Source organism: Curtobacterium sp. VKM Ac-2861 (assembly GCF_013204965.1).
Lineage (GTDB): Bacteria > Actinomycetota > Actinomycetes > Actinomycetales > Microbacteriaceae > Curtobacterium.
The window spans coordinates 21,001-39,057 of the sequence record NZ_JABMLA010000009.1 but is presented as its reverse complement, the minus strand read 5'-3'; the positions used below and the strand labels follow the sequence as shown (position 1 = coordinate 39,057).

At 71.0% G+C, this 18,057-nt stretch carries 15 protein-coding genes and 1 tRNA gene; 8 read left to right on the top strand and 8 right to left on the bottom strand.

Annotated elements, in window-relative coordinates; genetic code table 11:
• Positions 1–57: 57 nt before the first annotated feature.
• Positions 58–525 carry a DUF6264 family protein gene (locus HQQ88_RS18405; protein WP_111086304.1) on the bottom strand — a complete coding sequence of 156 codons (468 nt, stop codon included), beginning with the start codon at positions 523–525 and terminating at the stop codon, positions 58–60.
• Positions 526–535: 10 nt separating this feature from the next.
• A complete protein-coding gene (locus HQQ88_RS18400) occupies positions 536–1,408 on the bottom strand; it encodes a CoA ester lyase (protein WP_111086303.1) in 873 nt (290 codons plus the stop codon).
• Positions 1,409–1,570: 162 nt separating this feature from the next.
• Here HQQ88_RS18400 and HQQ88_RS18395 point away from each other — a divergent pair, with 162 nt between their 5' ends.
• Entirely contained in the window at positions 1,571–5,443 is a 3,873-nt protein-coding gene (locus tag HQQ88_RS18395; protein ID WP_123293359.1) for an ATP-binding protein, read from the top strand.
• Positions 5,444–5,757: 314 nt separating this feature from the next.
• Positions 5,758–6,339, top strand: coding sequence for a CDP-alcohol phosphatidyltransferase family protein (locus HQQ88_RS18390; RefSeq protein ID WP_173170841.1), 582 nt, complete (start codon positions 5,758–5,760; stop codon positions 6,337–6,339).
• A 141-nt stretch (positions 6,340–6,480) separates the two neighbouring features.
• Here HQQ88_RS18390 and mscL read toward each other — a convergent pair whose 3' ends face one another.
• From mscL to HQQ88_RS18375, 3 genes are all read right to left on the bottom strand, one after another.
• The gene (gene mscL / locus HQQ88_RS18385; RefSeq protein ID WP_173170839.1) at positions 6,481–6,981 is read right to left on the bottom strand and encodes a large conductance mechanosensitive channel protein MscL; all 501 of its coding nucleotides are present in this window, start codon (positions 6,979–6,981) and stop codon (positions 6,481–6,483) included.
• 71 nt (positions 6,982–7,052) lie between these two features.
• Positions 7,053–7,337, bottom strand: coding sequence for an FmdB family zinc ribbon protein (locus HQQ88_RS18380; protein ID WP_123293362.1), 285 nt, complete (start codon positions 7,335–7,337; stop codon positions 7,053–7,055).
• A gap of 1 nt (position 7,338) precedes the next feature.
• A complete protein-coding gene (locus HQQ88_RS18375) occupies positions 7,339–7,923 on the bottom strand; it encodes a 5-formyltetrahydrofolate cyclo-ligase (RefSeq protein WP_173170837.1) in 585 nt (194 codons plus the stop codon).
• A gap of 115 nt (positions 7,924–8,038) precedes the next feature.
• On the opposite strand from HQQ88_RS18375, the gene galU reads away from it, so the two are divergent.
• The 5 genes from galU (at position 8,039) to HQQ88_RS18350 (ending at position 13,062) form a co-directional block, all read left to right on the top strand.
• Positions 8,039–8,929, top strand: a complete 891-nt coding sequence (gene galU, locus HQQ88_RS18370; RefSeq protein ID WP_111086297.1) for a UTP--glucose-1-phosphate uridylyltransferase GalU — start codon at positions 8,039–8,041, stop codon at positions 8,927–8,929.
• A gap of 87 nt (positions 8,930–9,016) precedes the next feature.
• Positions 9,017–9,676, top strand: a complete 660-nt coding sequence (locus HQQ88_RS18365) for a GNAT family N-acetyltransferase (RefSeq protein WP_111086296.1) — start codon at positions 9,017–9,019, stop codon at positions 9,674–9,676.
• A 99-nt stretch (positions 9,677–9,775) separates the two neighbouring features.
• Positions 9,776–10,867 carry a hypothetical protein gene (locus tag HQQ88_RS18360; RefSeq protein ID WP_173170835.1) on the top strand — a complete coding sequence of 364 codons (1,092 nt, stop codon included), beginning with the start codon at positions 9,776–9,778 and terminating at the stop codon, positions 10,865–10,867.
• A gap of 73 nt (positions 10,868–10,940) precedes the next feature.
• Positions 10,941–11,016: transfer RNA gene (locus HQQ88_RS18355), tRNA-Ala, on the top strand.
• Positions 11,017–11,193: 177 nt separating this feature from the next.
• The gene (locus HQQ88_RS18350) at positions 11,194–13,062 is read left to right on the top strand and encodes a hypothetical protein (RefSeq protein WP_173170833.1); all 1,869 of its coding nucleotides are present in this window, start codon (positions 11,194–11,196) and stop codon (positions 13,060–13,062) included.
• A 105-nt stretch (positions 13,063–13,167) separates the two neighbouring features.
• On the opposite strand, the gene HQQ88_RS18345 is transcribed toward HQQ88_RS18350, so the two are convergent.
• A complete protein-coding gene (locus tag HQQ88_RS18345; protein ID WP_123293366.1) occupies positions 13,168–13,551 on the bottom strand; it encodes a hypothetical protein in 384 nt (127 codons plus the stop codon).
• 110 nt (positions 13,552–13,661) lie between these two features.
• Between HQQ88_RS18345 and HQQ88_RS18340 the strand changes: the two genes are divergently transcribed.
• Positions 13,662–14,705, top strand: coding sequence for an amidase domain-containing protein (locus HQQ88_RS18340; protein WP_254067250.1), 1,044 nt, complete (start codon positions 13,662–13,664; stop codon positions 14,703–14,705).
• Between the two features lie 61 nt (positions 14,706–14,766).
• Here HQQ88_RS18340 and HQQ88_RS18335 read toward each other — a convergent pair whose 3' ends face one another.
• Entirely contained in the window at positions 14,767–15,996 is a 1,230-nt protein-coding gene (locus HQQ88_RS18335) for a hypothetical protein (RefSeq protein WP_173170831.1), read from the bottom strand.
• 151 nt (positions 15,997–16,147) lie between these two features.
• A complete protein-coding gene (locus HQQ88_RS18330; RefSeq protein WP_173170829.1) occupies positions 16,148–18,010 on the bottom strand; it encodes a glycoside hydrolase family 2 TIM barrel-domain containing protein in 1,863 nt (620 codons plus the stop codon).
• Positions 18,011–18,057: the final 47 nt, after the last annotated feature.

Sequence of the window (18,057 nt, the reverse complement as noted above, 5' to 3'; positions counted from 1 at the left end):
CGACAGGACACGAGGTGATCACCTCGTGTCCTGTCGGGGAAGTGGTGCGCGACGGCGCTAGGCGCTCGCGGACACCGAGGACGACGCGGTCTCGTCGTCGGCGGCGTTCGCGAAGACGACCCCGCCCCACGTGATCACGGCGATCGCGAGCACGAAGCCGACCGCGGCGATCCACCACGACGACTTCCGGCGGATCCACGCGCCGATCGCCAGCACGATCGTGGCGACGCCGATCACGAACGCGCCGCCGACGGCGATGGCCGTGCCGCCGATGTACCCGCCGGGTGAGCACCCGGCGGAGGCATCGCAGGTCGCGGTCGCCGAGATGACCGCGATGATGCCGACGACGGCGGTGACGATGGTCATCACGGCGCCGAAGGCCAGCAACAGCACGGTGGAGATCCGGTCGGCGAGCTTCGCCGGCGGGAACAACGTTGTGCCGCTGCGCTCCCAGGCCGCGCGCTGCGGGTCCTGGGGGCCGGGCGAGGACTGCGGCGGACCGCCGGGGACGTTGGACCAGGTCATGGGAGCAGTCCTACCGCGCTTCCACGCCGAACGCCTGTGCGAGCCGCTGGATCTTCTGCGCCCGACCCAGGCGGGGCAGGTCGGAACCGTCGCGGATGACCTTGCCGCGGGCCTCGAAGTCGTCGAGGAAGTCCTGCGCCCAGGCGACGTCGGTCGGCGTGGGGGAGATGACCTCGTTGATGACGGGCAGCTGCTCGGTGTCCAGGCAGAGCTTGCCGGTCAGGCCGAGTGACACCGCGACCTGGGACTGCTCGCGCAGGATCGGGTGCGACGACCCCACCGTCGGGCCGTCGATCGGGCCGGGCAGGTCGCCGACGCGCGAGGCGACGACGAGCTTCGACCGCGGGTACGCCATCGCCAGGGTGTCGGCGCTCGTGCCGGTGTCGCGGCGGTAGTCGCCGGAGCCGAACGCGAGCCGGAACGCGCCCTGGGCCCGCGCGATCGAGACGGACTCCTCGATGCCGAGCGCCGACTCGACCAGGGCGATCACCGGGGTCTGGCCGCCGAGCCGGTGCCACGTGTCGGTGACCTGGGCCGGGGACTCGGTCTTCGCGAGCATCACGCCCTGCAGTCCGGGCAGGCCGCGGAGTTCTTCGACGTCGTCGGCCCAGAAGTCGGTCGTGACGTCGTTGATCCGGACCCAGGCCTCGCCGCCTCCGGCCAGCCACGCGGCGACGCCCTGCCGAGCCGAGGGCTTGGCGGCGGGGTCGACGGCGTCCTCGATGTCCAGGATGATCTGGTCGGCGCGGGACCGCTGGGACTTCTCGAACCGGTCGGTCGCGGTGCCGGAGACGAGCAGCCACGAGCGGGAGATCTCGGCGGGGACCGATCGACGCCGGTTCGGCGTGGGGGCGGACGGGGTGGTGCGGTCGTCGATGGCCATGCCCCGTTGGTACCACATCGGACGCGTTGCACCGCAGATCCGACGCGTCACACCGCAGATCTGACGTGCGGCGCGTCCGTCGGAAACCCCGAAACCTCGGTTCATTGCCAGAGAGGGCGCTCGTTCCCGCCTACAGTGTCGGATGTGTGGCGAGCGGACAGGGTGACCGACGGTGAGGACGACGTGAACGACGACGTCCCCGTCGAGGGTGCCCACGAGCGCCCGGATGACGAGCGAGACGACCGCGGTCAGCGCGACCACCGCGACGAGCGAGACGACCGAGACGAGCAGCAGGACGTGGACGAGGACCGGACCGACGACGAACCGGACCGCACGCTCCGCCCGGAACTGCAGCTGACCAGCCCGCAGGCGATCAGCCTCGGCGATCCCCGGCTGCAGGCGGGCAACGCGGCCGAACCGACGTGGGACGGCTGGCGCGGCCAGCTCACCGGCGTCGGCGGCACGAGCCCGCTCACCCACTTCAGCGACCACCCCCGCGCGCGCATCGAACTGTCGACGACGCACCCGGGCGGCCTCGCGCAGTTCATCACCGGCAAGACCACCCTGCTGTCCAGCCTGATCCGCGACGAGGTGGCGCTCCGTGCCGCCCGCGTCGCCGCCGGCCAGGTCGAGGCGAAGGGCACCGAGCTCGCCACCGTGCGCGGGATCGACGCCGTGAAGCTCGGCATCGGCATGGCCGACTGGAAGCACGGCGACGAGCAGTTCCGCGGCCCGGTGCTCCTGCGCCCGCTGGCGATCCGCCGCCACGGCCGTGACTTCGAGGTCCGGCTCCTCGGCGAACCGGTGCTCAACCCGGGTCTCGCCGACGCCCTGCACGAGCAGTTCGGCGTCATCCTCGACGCGCAGTCCTTCGTGGCGCTCGCGCAGCAGGACGGCTCGTTCACCCCGAACCCCGTCATCGACCGCCTGCGTGGCCTGACCGCGCACATCCCCGGCTTCTCCGTGCACGCCCGGCTCGTGGTCTCCACGTTCGCCGAGGTCGCGACCGGTCTGGTCGAGGACACCGGCGACCTGTCCCACCCCGTGCTCGACGCCCTGGCCGGCAACCCGAGCGCCAAGTGGCAGGTCGAGCAGTCGTACCACCCGGTCGAGCAGACCCCGTCGGACGAGCGCAGCCCGGAGACCGACACCCTGCTGCTCGACGCCGACGACGAGCAGGAGAACGTGATCGCGCAGATCGCGGCCGGCAACTCCATCGTCGTCAAGACCCTGCCCGGCACCGGCGGCACCCAGACGATCGTGAACGCCCTGGGCGGCCTGGTCGCCGCGAACAAGCGCGTCCTCGTGGTGAGCCCGCGCCGTGCGACCCTGCGGGGCATCGCGGCGCGCTTCGGCGAGGTCCAGCTGCCCGGCGTCGCGGTCACACCGTCGACCCTGCGCCGCGACGTCGTCCGTGCCATCGCCCGGAACGAGAAGGCGGCCCGTCCGAACCTGCGCGAGGTCGACGACGCCCTGGTCCGGCTCCGCAAGGTCCTGAAGGACTACCGCGGTTCACTGACCCGCAAGGACGCCGACTTCGGCGTCTCGGTGCTCGACTGCCTGGTCGAACTCTCGCGCCTGTCGCTCCTGCCGGTCCCGCCGTCGACGACCGCGCGGCTGTCGAAGCAGTCCGTGGCATCCATGGTCGAGGGGCGCTCGCGCGTCGCCGAGACGATGGTCAGCGCGGCCAACCTCGGTGAGTTCCGCTACGGCCCCGACGACTCGCCCTGGTACGGCGCGAAGTTCTCCACCAGCGACGGTGCCCAGCGCGCCCACCGCATCGCGAAGGACCTCGACTCCGACGGGCTGCCGACGCTGCTCCGCCGGGCGCACGACCTGGTGAGCTCGACGCACATGCGCCAGTTCACGACGATCAACGAGCTCGGCATCTACCTGCGCCTGCTCACCGAGATCCGTGACACCCTCGACCGCTTCCTGCCGGTGGTCTTCGACCGTTCGGTGTCCGAGCTCGTCGCCGCCACCGCCCCGCGTGGCGAGGGCGCTCCGATGTCGTCGACGAACCGTCGTCGCCTGAAGAAGCTCGCTCGTGAGTACGTCCGCCCCGGCGTGCACGTCTCCGACCTGCACGAGGCCCTGACCCGGGTGCAGCAGCAGCGCGTGCTGTGGCAGCGCTACGTCGCCGCCGGCGTGAACCCCGAGGTGCCCACGGGCATCGCGGACGTGCAGGTGCTGTTCTCGAACGTCGCCGAGGACCTCGCGCGGCTCGACGAGCCGCTCGGCCGGTCCGAGCGCGATCGTCAGCTCGCGAACACCCCGGTCGACCAGCTCGTCCCCACCATCGCCGAGCTCGCGGCCGAGTCCGACGTCCTGCACAACCTGCAGGAGCGCACCGAGCTCATGCAGACCCTGCGCGACCTGCAGCTCGAGCCGCTCATCACCGACCTGGCGAACCGCCATGTGCCGGACCTGCAGGTGCCGGCCGAGCTCGAGCTCGCCTGGTGGCAGTCCGCCCTCGAGACCATGCTCGAGTCCGACCGGGCCCTGCTCGGCGCGAACACCGACATGCTCGACCGGGTCGAGGCCGACTTCCGCCTCGTCGACGACGCCCACGCGGCCGGGGTCTCCCAGGGCCTGGCATGGCAGCTCGCCGAGAACTGGAAGGTCGGACTCGTCGACTGGCCGGAAGAGGCCACCGCGCTGAAGACCCAGCTGCGCGAGGGTGCGATCACCTCGCGGCTGCTCCAGGACTCCGCACCGCACCTGTCCCGGTCGATCGCACCCGTGTGGCTCGCGAGCCCGTACGAGGTGTCGCAGATCGCCGACACGATGCCGTTCGACACCGTGATCCTGGTCGACGCCGGCGCCGTGACCATCGCCGAGACCGTCGGAGCCGTCCGTCGTGCGCGCCAGACCGTCGTCTTCGGTGACCCGGTCACGCAGACGCCGTCGCCGTTCCGCATCGCCGTCGACCCCGAGCACCGTGCGCTGCAGGTCGACGAGGGCACCCTCGACGCCTTCCACGCCGACTCCGCCCTGGCGAAGCTCTCCACGCTGCTGCCGACCCTGTCGCTCTCGCGGTCGTACCGCGCCGGCGGCGAGGACCTGGCCGAGCTCGTGAACCGTCGCTTCTACGGCGGCAAGATCGAGTCGCTGCCGTGGGCCGGCTCGTTCCTCGGGCACGGCTCGATCGCGCTCGACTACGTCAGCGACGGCAAGGCCGTGCCGGACCCCGAGTCCGGCGCCGTCGAGAGCGTCGACGCCGAGGTGGACCGCGTCGTCCGCCTCGTCATCGACCACGCCCGCACCCGCCCGTCCGAGTCGCTCATGGTCATCACCGCCTCGGCGAAGCACGCCGTGCGCGTCGAGCAGGCCGTACTGACCGCGGCGCAGGGCCACAAGGACCTGACCGAGTTCGTCATCGGCGACCGCGCCGAGCCGTTCATCGTGGCGACGCTCGAGCAGTCGGTGGCGCAGAGCCGCGACCGCGTCGTGTTCTCCATCGGCTACGGCCGCACCCCGCACGGCCGCGTCCTGCGCGACTTCGGTCCGCTCGGCAAACCCGGCGGCGAGCGGTTGCTCGCGGTCGCGATGACCCGTGCGCGCCGCTCGATGGTGATCGTGACGTGCTTCCAGCCGTCCGACATCGAGGCCGAGCGGATGGGCCACGGCACCGTCGCCCTCGCCGAGATCCTGGCCGAGGTGCGTGCGCGCACCACCGCCGAGTACGTGCCGGACGACTCCGACCCGCTGCTCGTCGACCTGGCCCGCCGACTCGAGATGCGCGGCATCCCGGTCGCGCTCGGACACCGCGGCAAGCTCGGCCTGGTGGCCGCGCACGGCGGGGTCTGCGTCACGATCGAGACCGACGCGTCGCTGGTCAAGGGGTCGCTGCGCGAGTCACTCCGCCTCCGCCCCGAGGTCCTGCGCCGACTCGGCTGGCACTACGTCCGCGTGCACGCGTTCCAGCTGTTCTCCGACCCGGACCGCGTCGCGAACACCGTCGCCGCCGTGCTCGGTGTCGACCGTGGTGCCACGCAGGAGATCTCGATCCCGCCGATCCCCGCCCGCCGATGACTCCTCGGGCGAGTCGGCGGGCCTCCCGGCCCGCCGGGCCGGTGACGCCGGAGACGGACCAGCTGGTGGGCACGTGGACGCGAGCCGACGACGCGTCGTCAGCCGCGCCTCCCGTCCGGTCAGCGTCTCCGGAACGCGACACGGACGACCTGTCGGGAGGCCCGGTGCGGCGCCGCAGACGCGTCACCACCCAGCCGGTGCCGGGCTCGGACCCCACCCCCGCGCCGGAGCCGGCGCGGCACGGATCCGGCGAGAACGATGTCCGTCTCCGGGCGGACGTCCCGCCCCACTGGTAGCAGGTAGCCTGGCCTGCGATGACTGACACCGTGCGGGAGCGCCCCGACTGGCAGACCTGGCCGAACCTGATCTCGCTGTTCCGGCTGCTGCTGATCCCGGTCTTCGTGTGGCTCGTCGTCGCCGGACACCCGGGCTGGGCGTTGGTCGCACTCGTCGTCATCGGCGTGAGCGACTGGGCGGACGGCTTCATCGCGCGCAAGTTCGACCAGGGCTCGAAGCTCGGCAAGGCGATCGACCCCGTCGCCGACCGACTCGCCATCATCGCGATCGTGCTGTCGCTCGTGCTGACCGGCCTGCTGCCGTGGTGGGTCGTCGCGGTCGTCGTGCTCGTCGACCTGGTGCTCGTGGTGCTGTCGAGCGTGCTGTTCCACGGCAACCCGGACCTCGACGTCACGTGGACCGGCAAGATCCGTTCCGCGCTGCTCTTCGTGGGCCTGCCGGTGCTGCTGTTCTCGGCCGTGCACGCCGTCGACGAGAACGCGCCGTGGGTGCGGGTCGTCGCTCTGGTCTTCGTCTACCTCGGCACCGTGGGCCACGTCCTGGCGGGCATCCAGTACGCCGCGGCGATGTTCGCGAAGCGTCGCCGCGTCACCGCCTGACGCGCCCCGTGCCGCACCTTGACGCCGGCTGCGGCCGGTAGCGCACGATCGCGCCCCCGAACGGGCATCGCGCCCCGAAGAGTCGGGGCGCGATGGCCGTGGAGGGGCGCGATCGCGGCGCCGTCGGCGGGGATGCCCCTGCTAGAGCTTCGTGGAGCCGCCGATGCCGGGGCCCTCGGGCGCGGTGCTCGGAGCGACGTGCGCACCCGAACCCGTGCTCGTCGGCTCGCCGTTCTGGGAGCGGAGCAGGTCGCGGATCTCGAGCAGCACCTCGACGTCCGTCGGGGGCACGTCCTGCGGGGTCTGCTCCTCGTCGTTCTTGACGCGCTCGAACGCCACCTTCTTCAGGTGGTTCACGGGCACGACGAGGGCGAAGTACACGACGGCGGCGACGATCACGAAGTTGATGACCGCGCCGATGATCGCGCCGAACAGGATCTTCGCGCTTCCGCCGGACACCGTCGGGATGGACCAGACGAGCGCCTTGTCGAGGCTCGACGCGTTGAAGACCGCGCCGATCAGGGGGTTGATGAGGCTGGTGACGATCGCGGTGACGATCGCGGTGAACGCAGCACCGATGACGACTGCGACGGCCAGGTCGATGACGTTGCCGCGGAGCAGGAACTCCTTGAAGCCCTTCACGGGACTCCTTCCGGTCGAGGACAGTCGCCGGTCGGCGACCCCATCAACCTATCGGCGAGGAGTGCTCGTGGTCAGGAGGCGCTGGGCTTCGGCGTGCTCGGCTTCGACTCGGTCTTCGCCGGGGTGGACTTCGTCTCCGACTTGGCCGGCGTGCTCGACGAGCCCTCGGACTTCGGCGCCGGGCGGGAGTCGGTGCGGTAGAAGCCGCCGCCGTTGAAGGTCACGCCGACGGGCGAGAACACCTTGCGCAGGACGCCGCCGCACACCGGGCATTCGGTCAGGGTGGCGTCGGAGAACGACTGCTTGATGTCGAACGCGTTGTCGCACTCGGTGCAACGGTACGAGTAGGTGGGCACGTCAGCTCCGGAACGTGATGATGCGTGACGGCGTGATGATGCCGTCGACGGGTTCGTCGTGGGGTTCGCGCGGGACCTCGTCGAGGTACTCCGCGTCGAAGATCACAGCATAGACGGGCGGACGCTTCGCCATGGACCCGAGGGTCTTGTCGTAGTAGCCGCGACCCCATCCCATCCGGACGCCGTCGTGCCCGACCGCAGCCGCGGGGGCGAGGATCGCGTCGACGTCATTGATGGCGATCGGGGACAGGACCTCGCCGACGACCTCGGGCATGCCGAAGATGCCCTCGGTCTCGCTCTCACCGTCGCCGACCGCCCAGTCGAGCAGGCCGTCCTCGCGCGTGACCGGCAGGAGCACCCGGATGTCGTGCGCGAACGCCCAGTTCAGGAACGGCCGGACGTTCGGCTCGTCCGACGCCGACAGGTAGAGCGCCAGCGCGGTGACCTGGCGCTCCTCGGCGAAGCGCTGCAGGGTCGCGGTGAGCGCCGCACTGTCCGCGTCGCGTTCCGTCGTGGTCCGGGTGCGCCGCCGCTGCCGGAGTTCGGCTCGCAGGGCGCGCTTCTCGTTCCCGAGATCAGCGATCATGCGCAGGAGTCTACCGAGCGCATCCGTTGCGGCTTCCCGCCGGGAAACGCGCTGATGCCGTGTCCCCAGTAGCGATGACATGCCCCGGAAACCCGGATCGGATACGGTCTGGGGCATGGGCTTCCAGATTTCCAAGGCGGTGATCCCAGCGGCAGGGCTGGGCACTCGCTTCCTCCCCGCGACCAAGGCGATGCCGAAGGAGATGCTCCCCGTCGTCGACAAGCCAGCCATCCAGTACGTGGTGGAAGAGGCTGTCGACGCAGGACTCACCGACGTCCTGATGATCACGGGCCGCAACAAGAACGCACTCGAGAACCACTTCGACCACGTGTCGGAGCTCGAGGAGACCCTGAAGAAGAAGGGTGACCACGAGAAGCTGCAGAAGGTCAACCAGTCGACGGACCTCGCCGACATGCACTACGTGCGTCAGGGCGACCCGCTCGGCCTCGGCCACGCGGTGCTCCGCGCGAAGATGCACGTCGGCCGCGAGCCGTTCGCCGTGCTCCTCGGCGACGACATCATCGACGCCCGCGACCCGCTGCTCAAGCGCATGATCGAGGTCCAGGGCGAGAAGAACGCCACGATCGTGGCGCTGCTCGAGGTCCCCGAGTCGCAGACCCACCTGTACGGCATCGCCACGGTCGAGCCGACCGACACCGACGACGTCGTCAAGATCACCGGGCTCGTCGAGAAGCCCCCGCAGGGCGAGGCGCCCTCGAACCTGGCCATCATCGGCCGCTACGTCATCCGCCCCGAGGTCTTCGACGTCCTCGAGAAGCAGGAGCCCGGCAAGGGCGGCGAGATCCAGCTCACCGACGCGCTCATGAAGATGGCGAGCGCCGAGGAGTGGACCGGCGGCGTGTACGGCGTCGTGTTCCGTGGACGCCGGTACGACACCGGTGACAAACTCGACTACATCAAGGCGATCGTGCAGCTCGCCTCGGACCGCGAAGACCTCGGCCCCGACCTCAAGTCGTGGCTGAAGGAGTTCAACGCGGGCGAATGAGTCGGCCATCCCGCCCGGGACCGTGCACACGGACCCGGGCGGGACACCCCGTCCCGCACAGCGGCGGGATCCCGGAGGAACCAAGCGATGACGACGATCCCGACCCTGTCCCACGGGCGGGTCACCATCCGGCCCCTCCGGCTCCGTGACACGCGCGACCTCGACCTCGCGCTGGCGTCCAACCGTTCGTGGCTCCGCACCTGGGAGGCCACGAACCCCTCAGGACACGTCTCCACCGACGTCCGCGGCAGCATCCGCGCGCTCCAGGCCAACGCCCGCGCGGGACTCGGACTGCCGTTCGCGATGGAACTCGACGGCCGGTTCGTCGGGCAGCTGAACGTCTCCGGCATCACCTACGGGTCGCTGGCCAGCGCCTCGATCGGCTACTGGGTCGTCGAGGACGCCGCCGGACACAACGTGACCCCGATCTCGGTCGCCCTGGCCGTCGACCACTGCTTCCGCGCGGTCGGCGTGCACCGCATCGAGATCTGCATCCGACCCGAGAACGCCCCGTCGCTCCGCGTCGTCGAGAAGCTGGGCTTCCGGTACGAAGGGCTGCGCCGCCGGTACATCCACATCAACGGCGATTGGCGCGACCACTTCTGCTTCGCGCTCGTCGCCGAAGAGGTCCGTGAGGGCGTCCTCGAGCGCTGGGTCCGCGGGCAGGTGCCACCCGGCCTCGGTGCCGTGCCGCTCGCGGCCCGTGACGAAGCGGCGCTGCCGATCACCACCACGCCGCGTCTCTGACGGGAGGCCCGTGGCACGTCCCACGGATTCCGCCGCGACACGCGCAACACGCGTTCCGCAATCACGCGACGGGGATACCCCCGCCCCTACCGTGTCCCCATGGCAGGAATCGGCTCGTGGGGTGGCGGCATCGTCCTGCTCGTCGCGGCCGTCCTCTGGCTCGTCTACCTGATGCCGTCGTGGGCTGCCCGACGCCAGTACCTGGCCACCGAACGCAACGCGATCCGACTGCAGCAGACCCTGCGGATCCTGGCGCAGACCGCTGAACTGCCCGACGAGGTCCGTGTCGAGATGAACGCGAAGTCCCTGGCCGAGGCACAGCGCGTCGCCCGGTCCGAAGAGGCGAAGCGCACCGCCATCGTCCGCGCCCACGAGGCCGCACGTCAGCGCGAGATCACCCGTCGGCTCGCGGAGCAGGCTCCCGTCCTCGAGCGTGCGTCGTCGATGCCCGCACTGACCGCGATGCGCATGCGACGCTCCCGGCTCGGAGCCACCCTGTTCGGCACGCTCGGCGTCATCGTCGCGCTCGTCGTCTTCGTCGCAGCACCCGCCCTGTGGCTCGTCGGTGTCGCCGGGCTCCTCGCCGCGGGTGGGTCCGCAGCCGTCCTGGCCCAGCTCCACCAGGTGGCGACGGCACGGAAGACCCGTGTCGCGGCGGCCGAGGCGGGCGCGACCCGTGCCTCCCGGCCTGCGAGCACGTGGACGGACCCGGCACCGCCGCTGACGACCGAGCAGTCCGCAGAACCCGCGCAGGACCGCAGCTGGACCCCGAACCGGGTGCCGAAGCCGCTGTACGTGGAGCGACCGACAGCGCCCGCTGCGTCGCCGGAGTCGTCCGCCGAGCTCGCCGCGCGACTCAAGGAGCGCGTCGCCGAGGCCAAGGCCGAGGCGGACGCCGAAGCCGCAGCCATCCGTGCGGGCGAGGCCGACCCGTCGCTCGCCCGGGTGTCACGCATGCGGCCCGAGCTCGAGGACGCTGCCGCGTCGCTGTCCGCCCACGACCAGGGGCGTCTCGCGGAGCGGCTGGGGCTGCGTGCTCCCGCAGTACCGGAGCTCGTCGCCGAGACGCCGGACGAGCCGACCGCGCCGACGGGTCCGCCGAGCAAGTGGGCCGGCATGGGTGTCCTGGACGACGACGCGTACCAGCAGGCCGACCTCGACGCGATCATGCGTCGGCGCCGCGCGGTCTGAGTCGCGGCTCGCCCGACCGGCTGTCCACGATTTCGGATCGGCCGAACGGTGGTGCTAGTGTGGTCGAGCACTTGGGGCTATGGCGCAGTTGGTAGCGCGTCTCGTTCGCAATGAGAAGGTCAGGGGTTCGAATCCCCTTAGCTCCACCAAGGCAATGCCGAAACGGCCCGGAACCGACAGGTTTCGGGCCGTTCTGCGTTCGGTGTGTTCCACAGGGTCGCGTGACTGTGTCGTCGTGCACAGTTCGCGAACAGGGGTGGTGTGTTGCTGAGCGCATCGTTCTAGACTCCCGGTGCGCCGACGGGGCGCGGGGAACGGGGGAACACGTGCGCTTCAGGACTGCCATCGCATCGATCGGGACGGTGCTCGCCGTCACTGCTGGGCTGCTCGTGGTCGCTCCGGTGGCGCCGGCCTCGGCCGCAGCGCCGACCACCGGGCGGTTCACGCCCGTGGCGCCGGCGCGAGCCTGGTCCGGTACCGCGACGAGCAAGCTGACGACCGTCACGCTCGGCGGTCGCAACGGCATCCCGTCGAACGCGACCGCGGTCGTGCTGACGGCGACCGTGACCTCCCCGAGCGCGGCGGCGTACGTGAGCGTCGCCCCGTTCGGCAGCACCGCCAGCCCCGCCATCCAGAACTTCGCCAGGGCGCAACCGATCTCCGGCACCACCACGGTCGGACTCACCAGCGGCAAGGCCCAGGTGAAGGTCTCGGCCGGCAAGGCGACCGTCGCCCTCGACGTCGCCGGTTGGTACGGCACCAGCGCCACCGGGTCGACCTACACGCCGCTCGCGCCGACGAACGTGCTGAACGGCACCGTGACCACCGGCGCCAAGCGCATCGTCGTCGCGGGCAAGGCGGGCGTGCCGTCGAACGCCACCGCCGTCGTGCTGCAGGCCGACGTGTCCCGTCCTGCGACGAGCGGCCGGCTGCGCCTCACCCCGTACGGCAACAACGCGGGCGTCGTCTCGCTCATGTACTCCAAGGGCACCACCGTCGCGAACACGACGACGGTCCGGCTGTCCGGCGGTGCCGTCCAGGCCAAGGTCTCCTCCGGGTCCGCGCGCGTGCTCGCCGACGTCGTCGGGTACTACGCACCGAACGCCAACGGATCCGTGTTCGTGTCGGCGCACCCGGTCCGCGCCGCGACCGTCGCAGCGGGCACCACCGCGACGAAGGTCACCGTCGCCGGGACCGCGGGTGTCCCGCGCAACGCGACCGCGGCCGTCATCAACGCCAAGGTCGGCGGCGGCAGCGTCGGGGGATCGCTCCGCGTCGTCGGTGCGGGGCTCGCCTCGAGCGTGCCCACGCAGATCTACGCCAAGGGGCAGACGATCGGCAACGCGCTCATCGCGCCACTGGCGTCCGGTGGTCAGGTGCAGGCGAAGGTGTCCGCGGGCAGGGCCACCGTGTACGTCGACGTCGTGGGGTACTTCCTCAACGGCAACAGCGGGTCGGGGACGGGCGTGGACGTCTCGTACCCGCAGTGCGGCAAGAGCGTGCCGACCGACCAGTCGTTCGGCATCGTCGGGGTGAACTCGAGCCTCGGCAACACCACGAACCCGTGCCTGCAGCAGCAGCTGTCCTGGGCGGCGGCGTCGGCGGGTGGCACCGCGCAGCCGAAGACGCAGGTGTACGCGCTGTTCGCCAACCCCGGGGCGGCGGCAGCATCGGTCTGGCCGACGTCCAACGCCGCGCCGAACGGGCAGTCCGTGACGAACCCGTACGGCACGTGCACGGTACAGTCCGGCGCGAAGCCGACCTGGAAGACGACGTCGGCGTGCTCGTACATGTACGGCTACGCAAGGGCCTACGAAGCAGCGAACACCCGGGGCGTCGCCAACCCGGGGCAGTACCGCTGGTGGCTCGACGTCGAGACCGGCCTGTCCCATCTGAGCGACACCGGTCAGAACCGGGTGGCGCTCGAGGGCATGGTCGCGGCGCTGAAGAGCAGCGGTGTCACGCAGATCGGCGTGTACTCGACCTCGTACCAGTTCCGCACGATCATGGGCACCGTCCCGACCGCGAGCCCGCTCCGGCCGCTGCCGAGCTGGATCGCGATCGGTGACGGCCGTCTCGACCAGGCGCAGGCAGCATGCTCCGGTGCGCGGCTGCTCGGTGGCCCGATCGCGATGACGCAGTACAAGACGCCGTTCGGCTCGACGGAGATCGACCGCAACTGGTCCTGCTCCTGACGAGCCGCACGCGGTTCGCGACGATCCACGAGTCGTTCGTCGCGTGTTCTGTCGAAAAACGCGTGCCGGCGCCCACGGAGACCTCGCGCCGGCGACGCGACCGCGTCAGCTCGCGAAGCTGTCCGTCAGGACGCCCGCCTGCGCGAAGGACGTGTGGATCGCGTTCGCGGCCTGCTCGAAGGCACGGTTGCCACGCGAGATCCCGATCGCCCCGCCCTTGATCGCGGACTTGCCGGAGCCGCGCAGCAGTCGAGCGACGGTGCGGCCGTCCGCGGTGACCATGATCTGCACGTCGAGCCGGGTGTGGAAGGTGCGGTCGTTCGCGAGACCGCCGATGAGGAGCGTCAGGCCCATGCTGCCGCGGGTGGCCCGGAGCGCTCCCTGTTCGGCGTCGTCCACCGTGTAGCCCTCGCGGCTGAGGGCGAGTCGGACCTGACCGCGAGCGGTCTCGGGGTCGGTGGCGACGAAGAAGTCGTGGCTCTCGGGCATGGTCTGCTGATCCTCTCGAACGCGTCCGTGCGGACACGGAGGACGCTCGCCCCCCGGAGACGATCATGCCGTGTCGGAACGTCAGGTGCGTCGCTTACGCTGGCTGTGTCATGACTGCCTCGATGAACCGCCGCGCACTCCTGTCCCTCGCCGGTGTCGCCGGGATCGGGCTCGCGGTCGCCGCGTGCTCGTCCGGCAGCGACGATGCCGGCAAGAAGAGTGGCAGCAAGGGCTCTGCCGGCGGCGAGACGACGTCGTCCCCGTCCGCGAAGCCGGTGGCGAAGTCCCTGACCCCGGCGCAGGTCCCGCTCGTCGGTGGCGTCACGGTCACCGTCGCTGGCACCGGCCTCGCCGCGGTCAAGGGCGTCACGGTCGGCGGGGTGGCCGCGCGCGACGTCACGGCAACGGCGTCGAAGGTCACCTTCACGGCTCCGCACCAGGCGATGTACACCGCTGGTGACGCCGCCGTCGCGCTCTTCACGGAGTCGATCGAGCCGAGCCCGTCCGCCAACCAGTCGTCGGACGGCAACGGCAGCGCCGCGAACGACGGGCAGACCGGCGCGACGCAGGACGCGGCCACGGCGACACCGACCCCCACGGCTGCGCCGGTGCCCGATGCGTCCACCGCGGTGGCGACGTCGTCGATGGCCTACGCCGCGCTGACCGACGTCGACCGGCAGCTCGAGTACGCGATGGCGCACTGGAAGGACTACAACCTGTCCGAGTACGGCACCATGAACCCGATCGGTGGCGACTGCGCGAACTACGTCTCCCAGACGCTCATCGCCCGCGGTTGGGAGCAGCGCTCCGACTGGTACAACCGGGCCGCCGGCGCGGAGCACAGTGCCACGTGGACGTACTGCCCGACGATGGACCCGTGGCTCGAGACGAACGCCGCGGAGTTCGGTCTGACGCGTCGGAGCTCGGACGAGCGCGACAAGGTCAAGGTCGGCGACATCGTGTTCTACGACTGGAACGCGAACGGATCGCCGGACCACACCACCATCGTGTCCGAGGTCTTCACCGAGTCGGACGGCACCATCCGCATCAAGTCGGCGAGCCACAACCAGGACGGCCCGTACCGCGACCTCGACGAGATGATCACGGTGCAGCACCCGGGCGGAAGCGCCTGGTTCCACACCTTCGACGCGTAGCCCGACGGGCCCGCGCCGCGCTCAGGAGCACCGCGAGCAGCTCAGGAACACCCCGAACAGCTCAGGGGTACCCGAGGAACCAGAGCAGCACGATCGCGACGGGCTGCAGGCACACCCCGACCACGAGCCACGTCACCGCCCGCCGCCGCGTCCGCACGAACACGTCCGACCCGAGCAACGGCGCCATCGGCATGAGCAGCCGCGGCAACGACTGCTGCGGCAGGAACACCGCGACCAGGTACAGCCCGTACGACGCCGTGAACGCGAGGACGTCCGGTCCGAGGGCCCGGGTGCTCCTGCGCGAGAAGAACCACACCGCGCCGGCGAGCACCGCGACGACGAGCACGATGCCGAGCGGTCCGAGCCACGTCGAGGCCATCGTGAACCACGGCGTCAGCGGGGCGAAGTGTTGTCGCCCGACGAACCCCACCCACCACGACAGTTCGGTGTCCAGGTAGGCGTTCGGCCGCCCGGTCACCGCCGAGGCGATCACCGGCCACGCCAGACCCGCCGCCGCGACGACGAGGCCGGACACCACGATCGTGATGCGGTCACGCCACGGGAACACCTCGGCAGGTCGAGCAGACCGGCGGGACCCGACCCACCGGACGACCAGGTGCACGGCCAGCGCCACGGCCAACGCGAGGACCCCGGGTTTCGTGAACGCCGCGACCACCCCGAGCGGCGCGATCAGCCAGTACCGCCGCCGGACCAGCGCCAGCAGCGCGCCGAACAGCAGCACGAGCAGCAGGCTCTCGGCGTAGGCGACCTGCAGCAGGAACCCGGTCGGCGCGAAGGCGAACAGCGCGGTCGCCCAGCGTGCACGGTGCGAGCAGCCCACCGCGAGCACGAGCCGGTACAGCAGCACGCAGGCACCGGCGCCCGCGATCGTCGCGGCGAGCACGCCCGCGACCCAGAACGACGCACCCGTCAGCGTCATGACGGCCCGCACGATGGCCGGGAACACCGGCAGGAACGCCCAGGCGTTCGGCGCGACGTGACCCGCGTCGTCGAGGGGGAGCGTGGCCGGGTACCCGTGCTCCGCGATGGTCCGGTAGAACGAGGCATCCCACGATCCGGAGAACGTGAAGAACGACGGGTCCCGCCGGTACGACGCGAACGTCCAGTCGTTCGCGGTCGCCAGCACGTACACGGTGGCGAGCAGCAGCGTGCTCACCAGGCGCGAGGCGGCCCAGATGAGCAGGGGCGCGGTCCACGCGCTGCGGGGTCCGGTCAGCAGGCTGCGCACCCCCGACCGGGAGGCCCGGCTCGTCTCCGCCACGCTCGTCACCCGCCCGATCCTCGCAGACCAGGGCCCGTGCCCGCACCAGCGGGCGGCCGTGCGTCGGGCCGCGCGCCGACCTGCCCTCATGGTGAGCAGTAATGGTCGGGTCCGTCTACCGGACCCGACCATTCCTGCTCACGAAGTGCGGGCCTCCCGGCTAGCGACCGGTGACCGCGCGACGGATCTGCTCGATCGGGACCTTCGGGGAGCGGTCGGCGTTGAGCAGGCCGTTCGTCTCCTGCATGGTGTCGGTCAGCTGCGTGTAGCAGGAGCCGGCCAGGAACGAGCTCGCCCGGATCGCGTCGTACAGTGCCGTGATGCGGGTGACCCAGTCGTCGCCGTCGGTGGCCGAGGTGTAGCCCCAGCCGTCCTCGCGCTGTGCACCCGGCTGGTAGTTCACGCCACCGAACTCGGTGAGCATCACCGGCTGGCCGAGGTCCTGCGCGCCACCCACGAGCACCCAGCGGTCCGACGGGCCGAAGTGGGTGAACAGCGCCGTGCGTGCTGCATCGTCGGCGTAGGTGCGGGCGAGTGCGTCGCCGGCACCCTCGTAGTCGTGGATCGTGACGATGTCGGAGTTGGTGTGCTCCCAACCGTCGTTCGAGATCACCGGACGCGTCGGGTCGATCGCCCGCGTGACGTCGGCCAAGGAGCGTGCGTAGGCCTGCTGCGCCGGATCCGTGCTGATGTGCTGCACGCCCCAGCTCTCGTTCGCCGGCACCCACGTGACGATCGACGGGTGCGAGGCATCACGCTCGACGGCGTCCATCCACTCGCGCATCAGGCGCTGGACGGCTCGCGGCGAGAAGGCGTAGGCACCGGGGGCCTCGCCCCAGACCAGGATGCCGAGTCGGTCCGCCCAGTACAGGAACCGGGGGTCCTCGATCTTCTGGTGGTTGCGGGCCGCGTTGAAGCCGAGCTCCTTGATGAGCTCGACCTCGCGGCGCAGTGCTCCGCGCGACGGCGCGGCGATGTGCGAGTCCGGCCAGTAGCCCTGGTTCAGGACACTGCGGACGTCGTAGCTGTGGCCGTTCAGCAGGAAGGTGCCGCCGTCGACGCCGACGGTGCGGAGCCCGAAGTAGGACGCGACGGAGTCGATCGGCGTCGTGCCGGTACGGGCGAGGAGCGAGACCGTGGCGTCGACCAGGCGCGGGGCGTCCGGGGTCCAGTGCAGTTCGTCCTCGGCCTGCCCGTTCGTCTGGCGCGCGATCGGCACGACCACGTCGAACTCGTCCGAGGTGTCGCCGAGCGTGGCCTCGACGGTGGCGAGGTGCTCGTCGCGCTCGTCCCACCGGGCGACGACGCGCAGGCGCTCGCCGCCGGTGCGGCCGCCAGCGATCCGGACCGTCAGGCGGACGGTGGCGTGGTCGACGTTCGTCCAACGCAGGTACTCGATCGAGGCGGTCGGCACGGCTTCGAGCCACACGGTCTGCCAGATGCCCGTGGTGCGGCGGTACCAGATGGCGTGCGGGTCCTCGTGCCAGTCCTGCTTGCCGCGGGGCTGGGTCAGGTCGTGCGGGTCGTCCTCGGCGCGGACGACCAGGGTGTGGACGGCGTCGGGGTCGGTGGCGAGGGCGTCGGTCACGTCGAAGGAGAACGGCGTGTGGCCGCCCTCGTGCTCGCCGACGAACTGGCCGTCGATCCAGACGCGGGCGCGGTAGTCGACGGCGCCGAAGTGCAGGACGAGTCGGGGTGCGGCGGTGCCGTGACCGGCGGCCTCGAGGTCGGCGCGGGTGATCGCACGGGAGTACCAGACCACCTGGTGGAAGCCGGGCTCGTCGATGCCCGAGGCGACCGACTCGGGCGGGAACGGCACGACGATGTCGCGGGCGTCGGGGAACCCGGTGCTCCAGGCGGTGTCGTCGCCGTCGTTCCGGAAGGACCACGTGCCGTCGAGGTCGGCCCACGCGGTGCGGAGCATCTGCGGCCGGGGGTAGGTGCCGTCCTGCCGCGAGGCGAGGGGGAGTGCGGGAGCGGATGCGGTGTCAGGTGCGGCCACGGTGCCGTCGAGCGTGCTCATGGGTCCATGCTCCCGCGCCGGTACATCGTTGTAAAGAGCGTCGCAAC

Bases quoted from the DNA above. Each gene is read 5' to 3' on its own strand.
- HQQ88_RS18405 (WP_111086304.1), bottom strand. From the start codon at position 525: ATGACCTGGTCCAACGTCCCCGGCGGTCCGCCGCAGTCCTCGCCCGGC.
- HQQ88_RS18400 (WP_111086303.1), bottom strand. From the start codon at position 1,408: ATGGCCATCGACGACCGCACCACCCCGTCCGCCCCCACGCCGAACCGG.
- HQQ88_RS18390 (WP_173170841.1), top strand. From the start codon at position 5,758: ATGACTGACACCGTGCGGGAGCGCCCCGACTGGCAGACCTGGCCGAAC.
- HQQ88_RS18375 (WP_173170837.1), bottom strand. From the start codon at position 7,923: ATGATCGCTGATCTCGGGAACGAGAAGCGCGCCCTGCGAGCCGAACTC.
- galU (WP_111086297.1), top strand. From the start codon at position 8,039: ATGGGCTTCCAGATTTCCAAGGCGGTGATCCCAGCGGCAGGGCTGGGC.
- HQQ88_RS18365 (WP_111086296.1), top strand. From the start codon at position 9,017: ATGACGACGATCCCGACCCTGTCCCACGGGCGGGTCACCATCCGGCCC.
- HQQ88_RS18360 (WP_173170835.1), top strand. From the start codon at position 9,776: ATGGCAGGAATCGGCTCGTGGGGTGGCGGCATCGTCCTGCTCGTCGCG.
- HQQ88_RS18345 (WP_123293366.1), bottom strand. From the start codon at position 13,551: ATGCCCGAGAGCCACGACTTCTTCGTCGCCACCGACCCCGAGACCGCT.
- HQQ88_RS18340 (WP_254067250.1), top strand. From the start codon at position 13,662: ATGACTGCCTCGATGAACCGCCGCGCACTCCTGTCCCTCGCCGGTGTC.
- HQQ88_RS18330 (WP_173170829.1), bottom strand. From the start codon at position 18,010: ATGAGCACGCTCGACGGCACCGTGGCCGCACCTGACACCGCATCCGCT.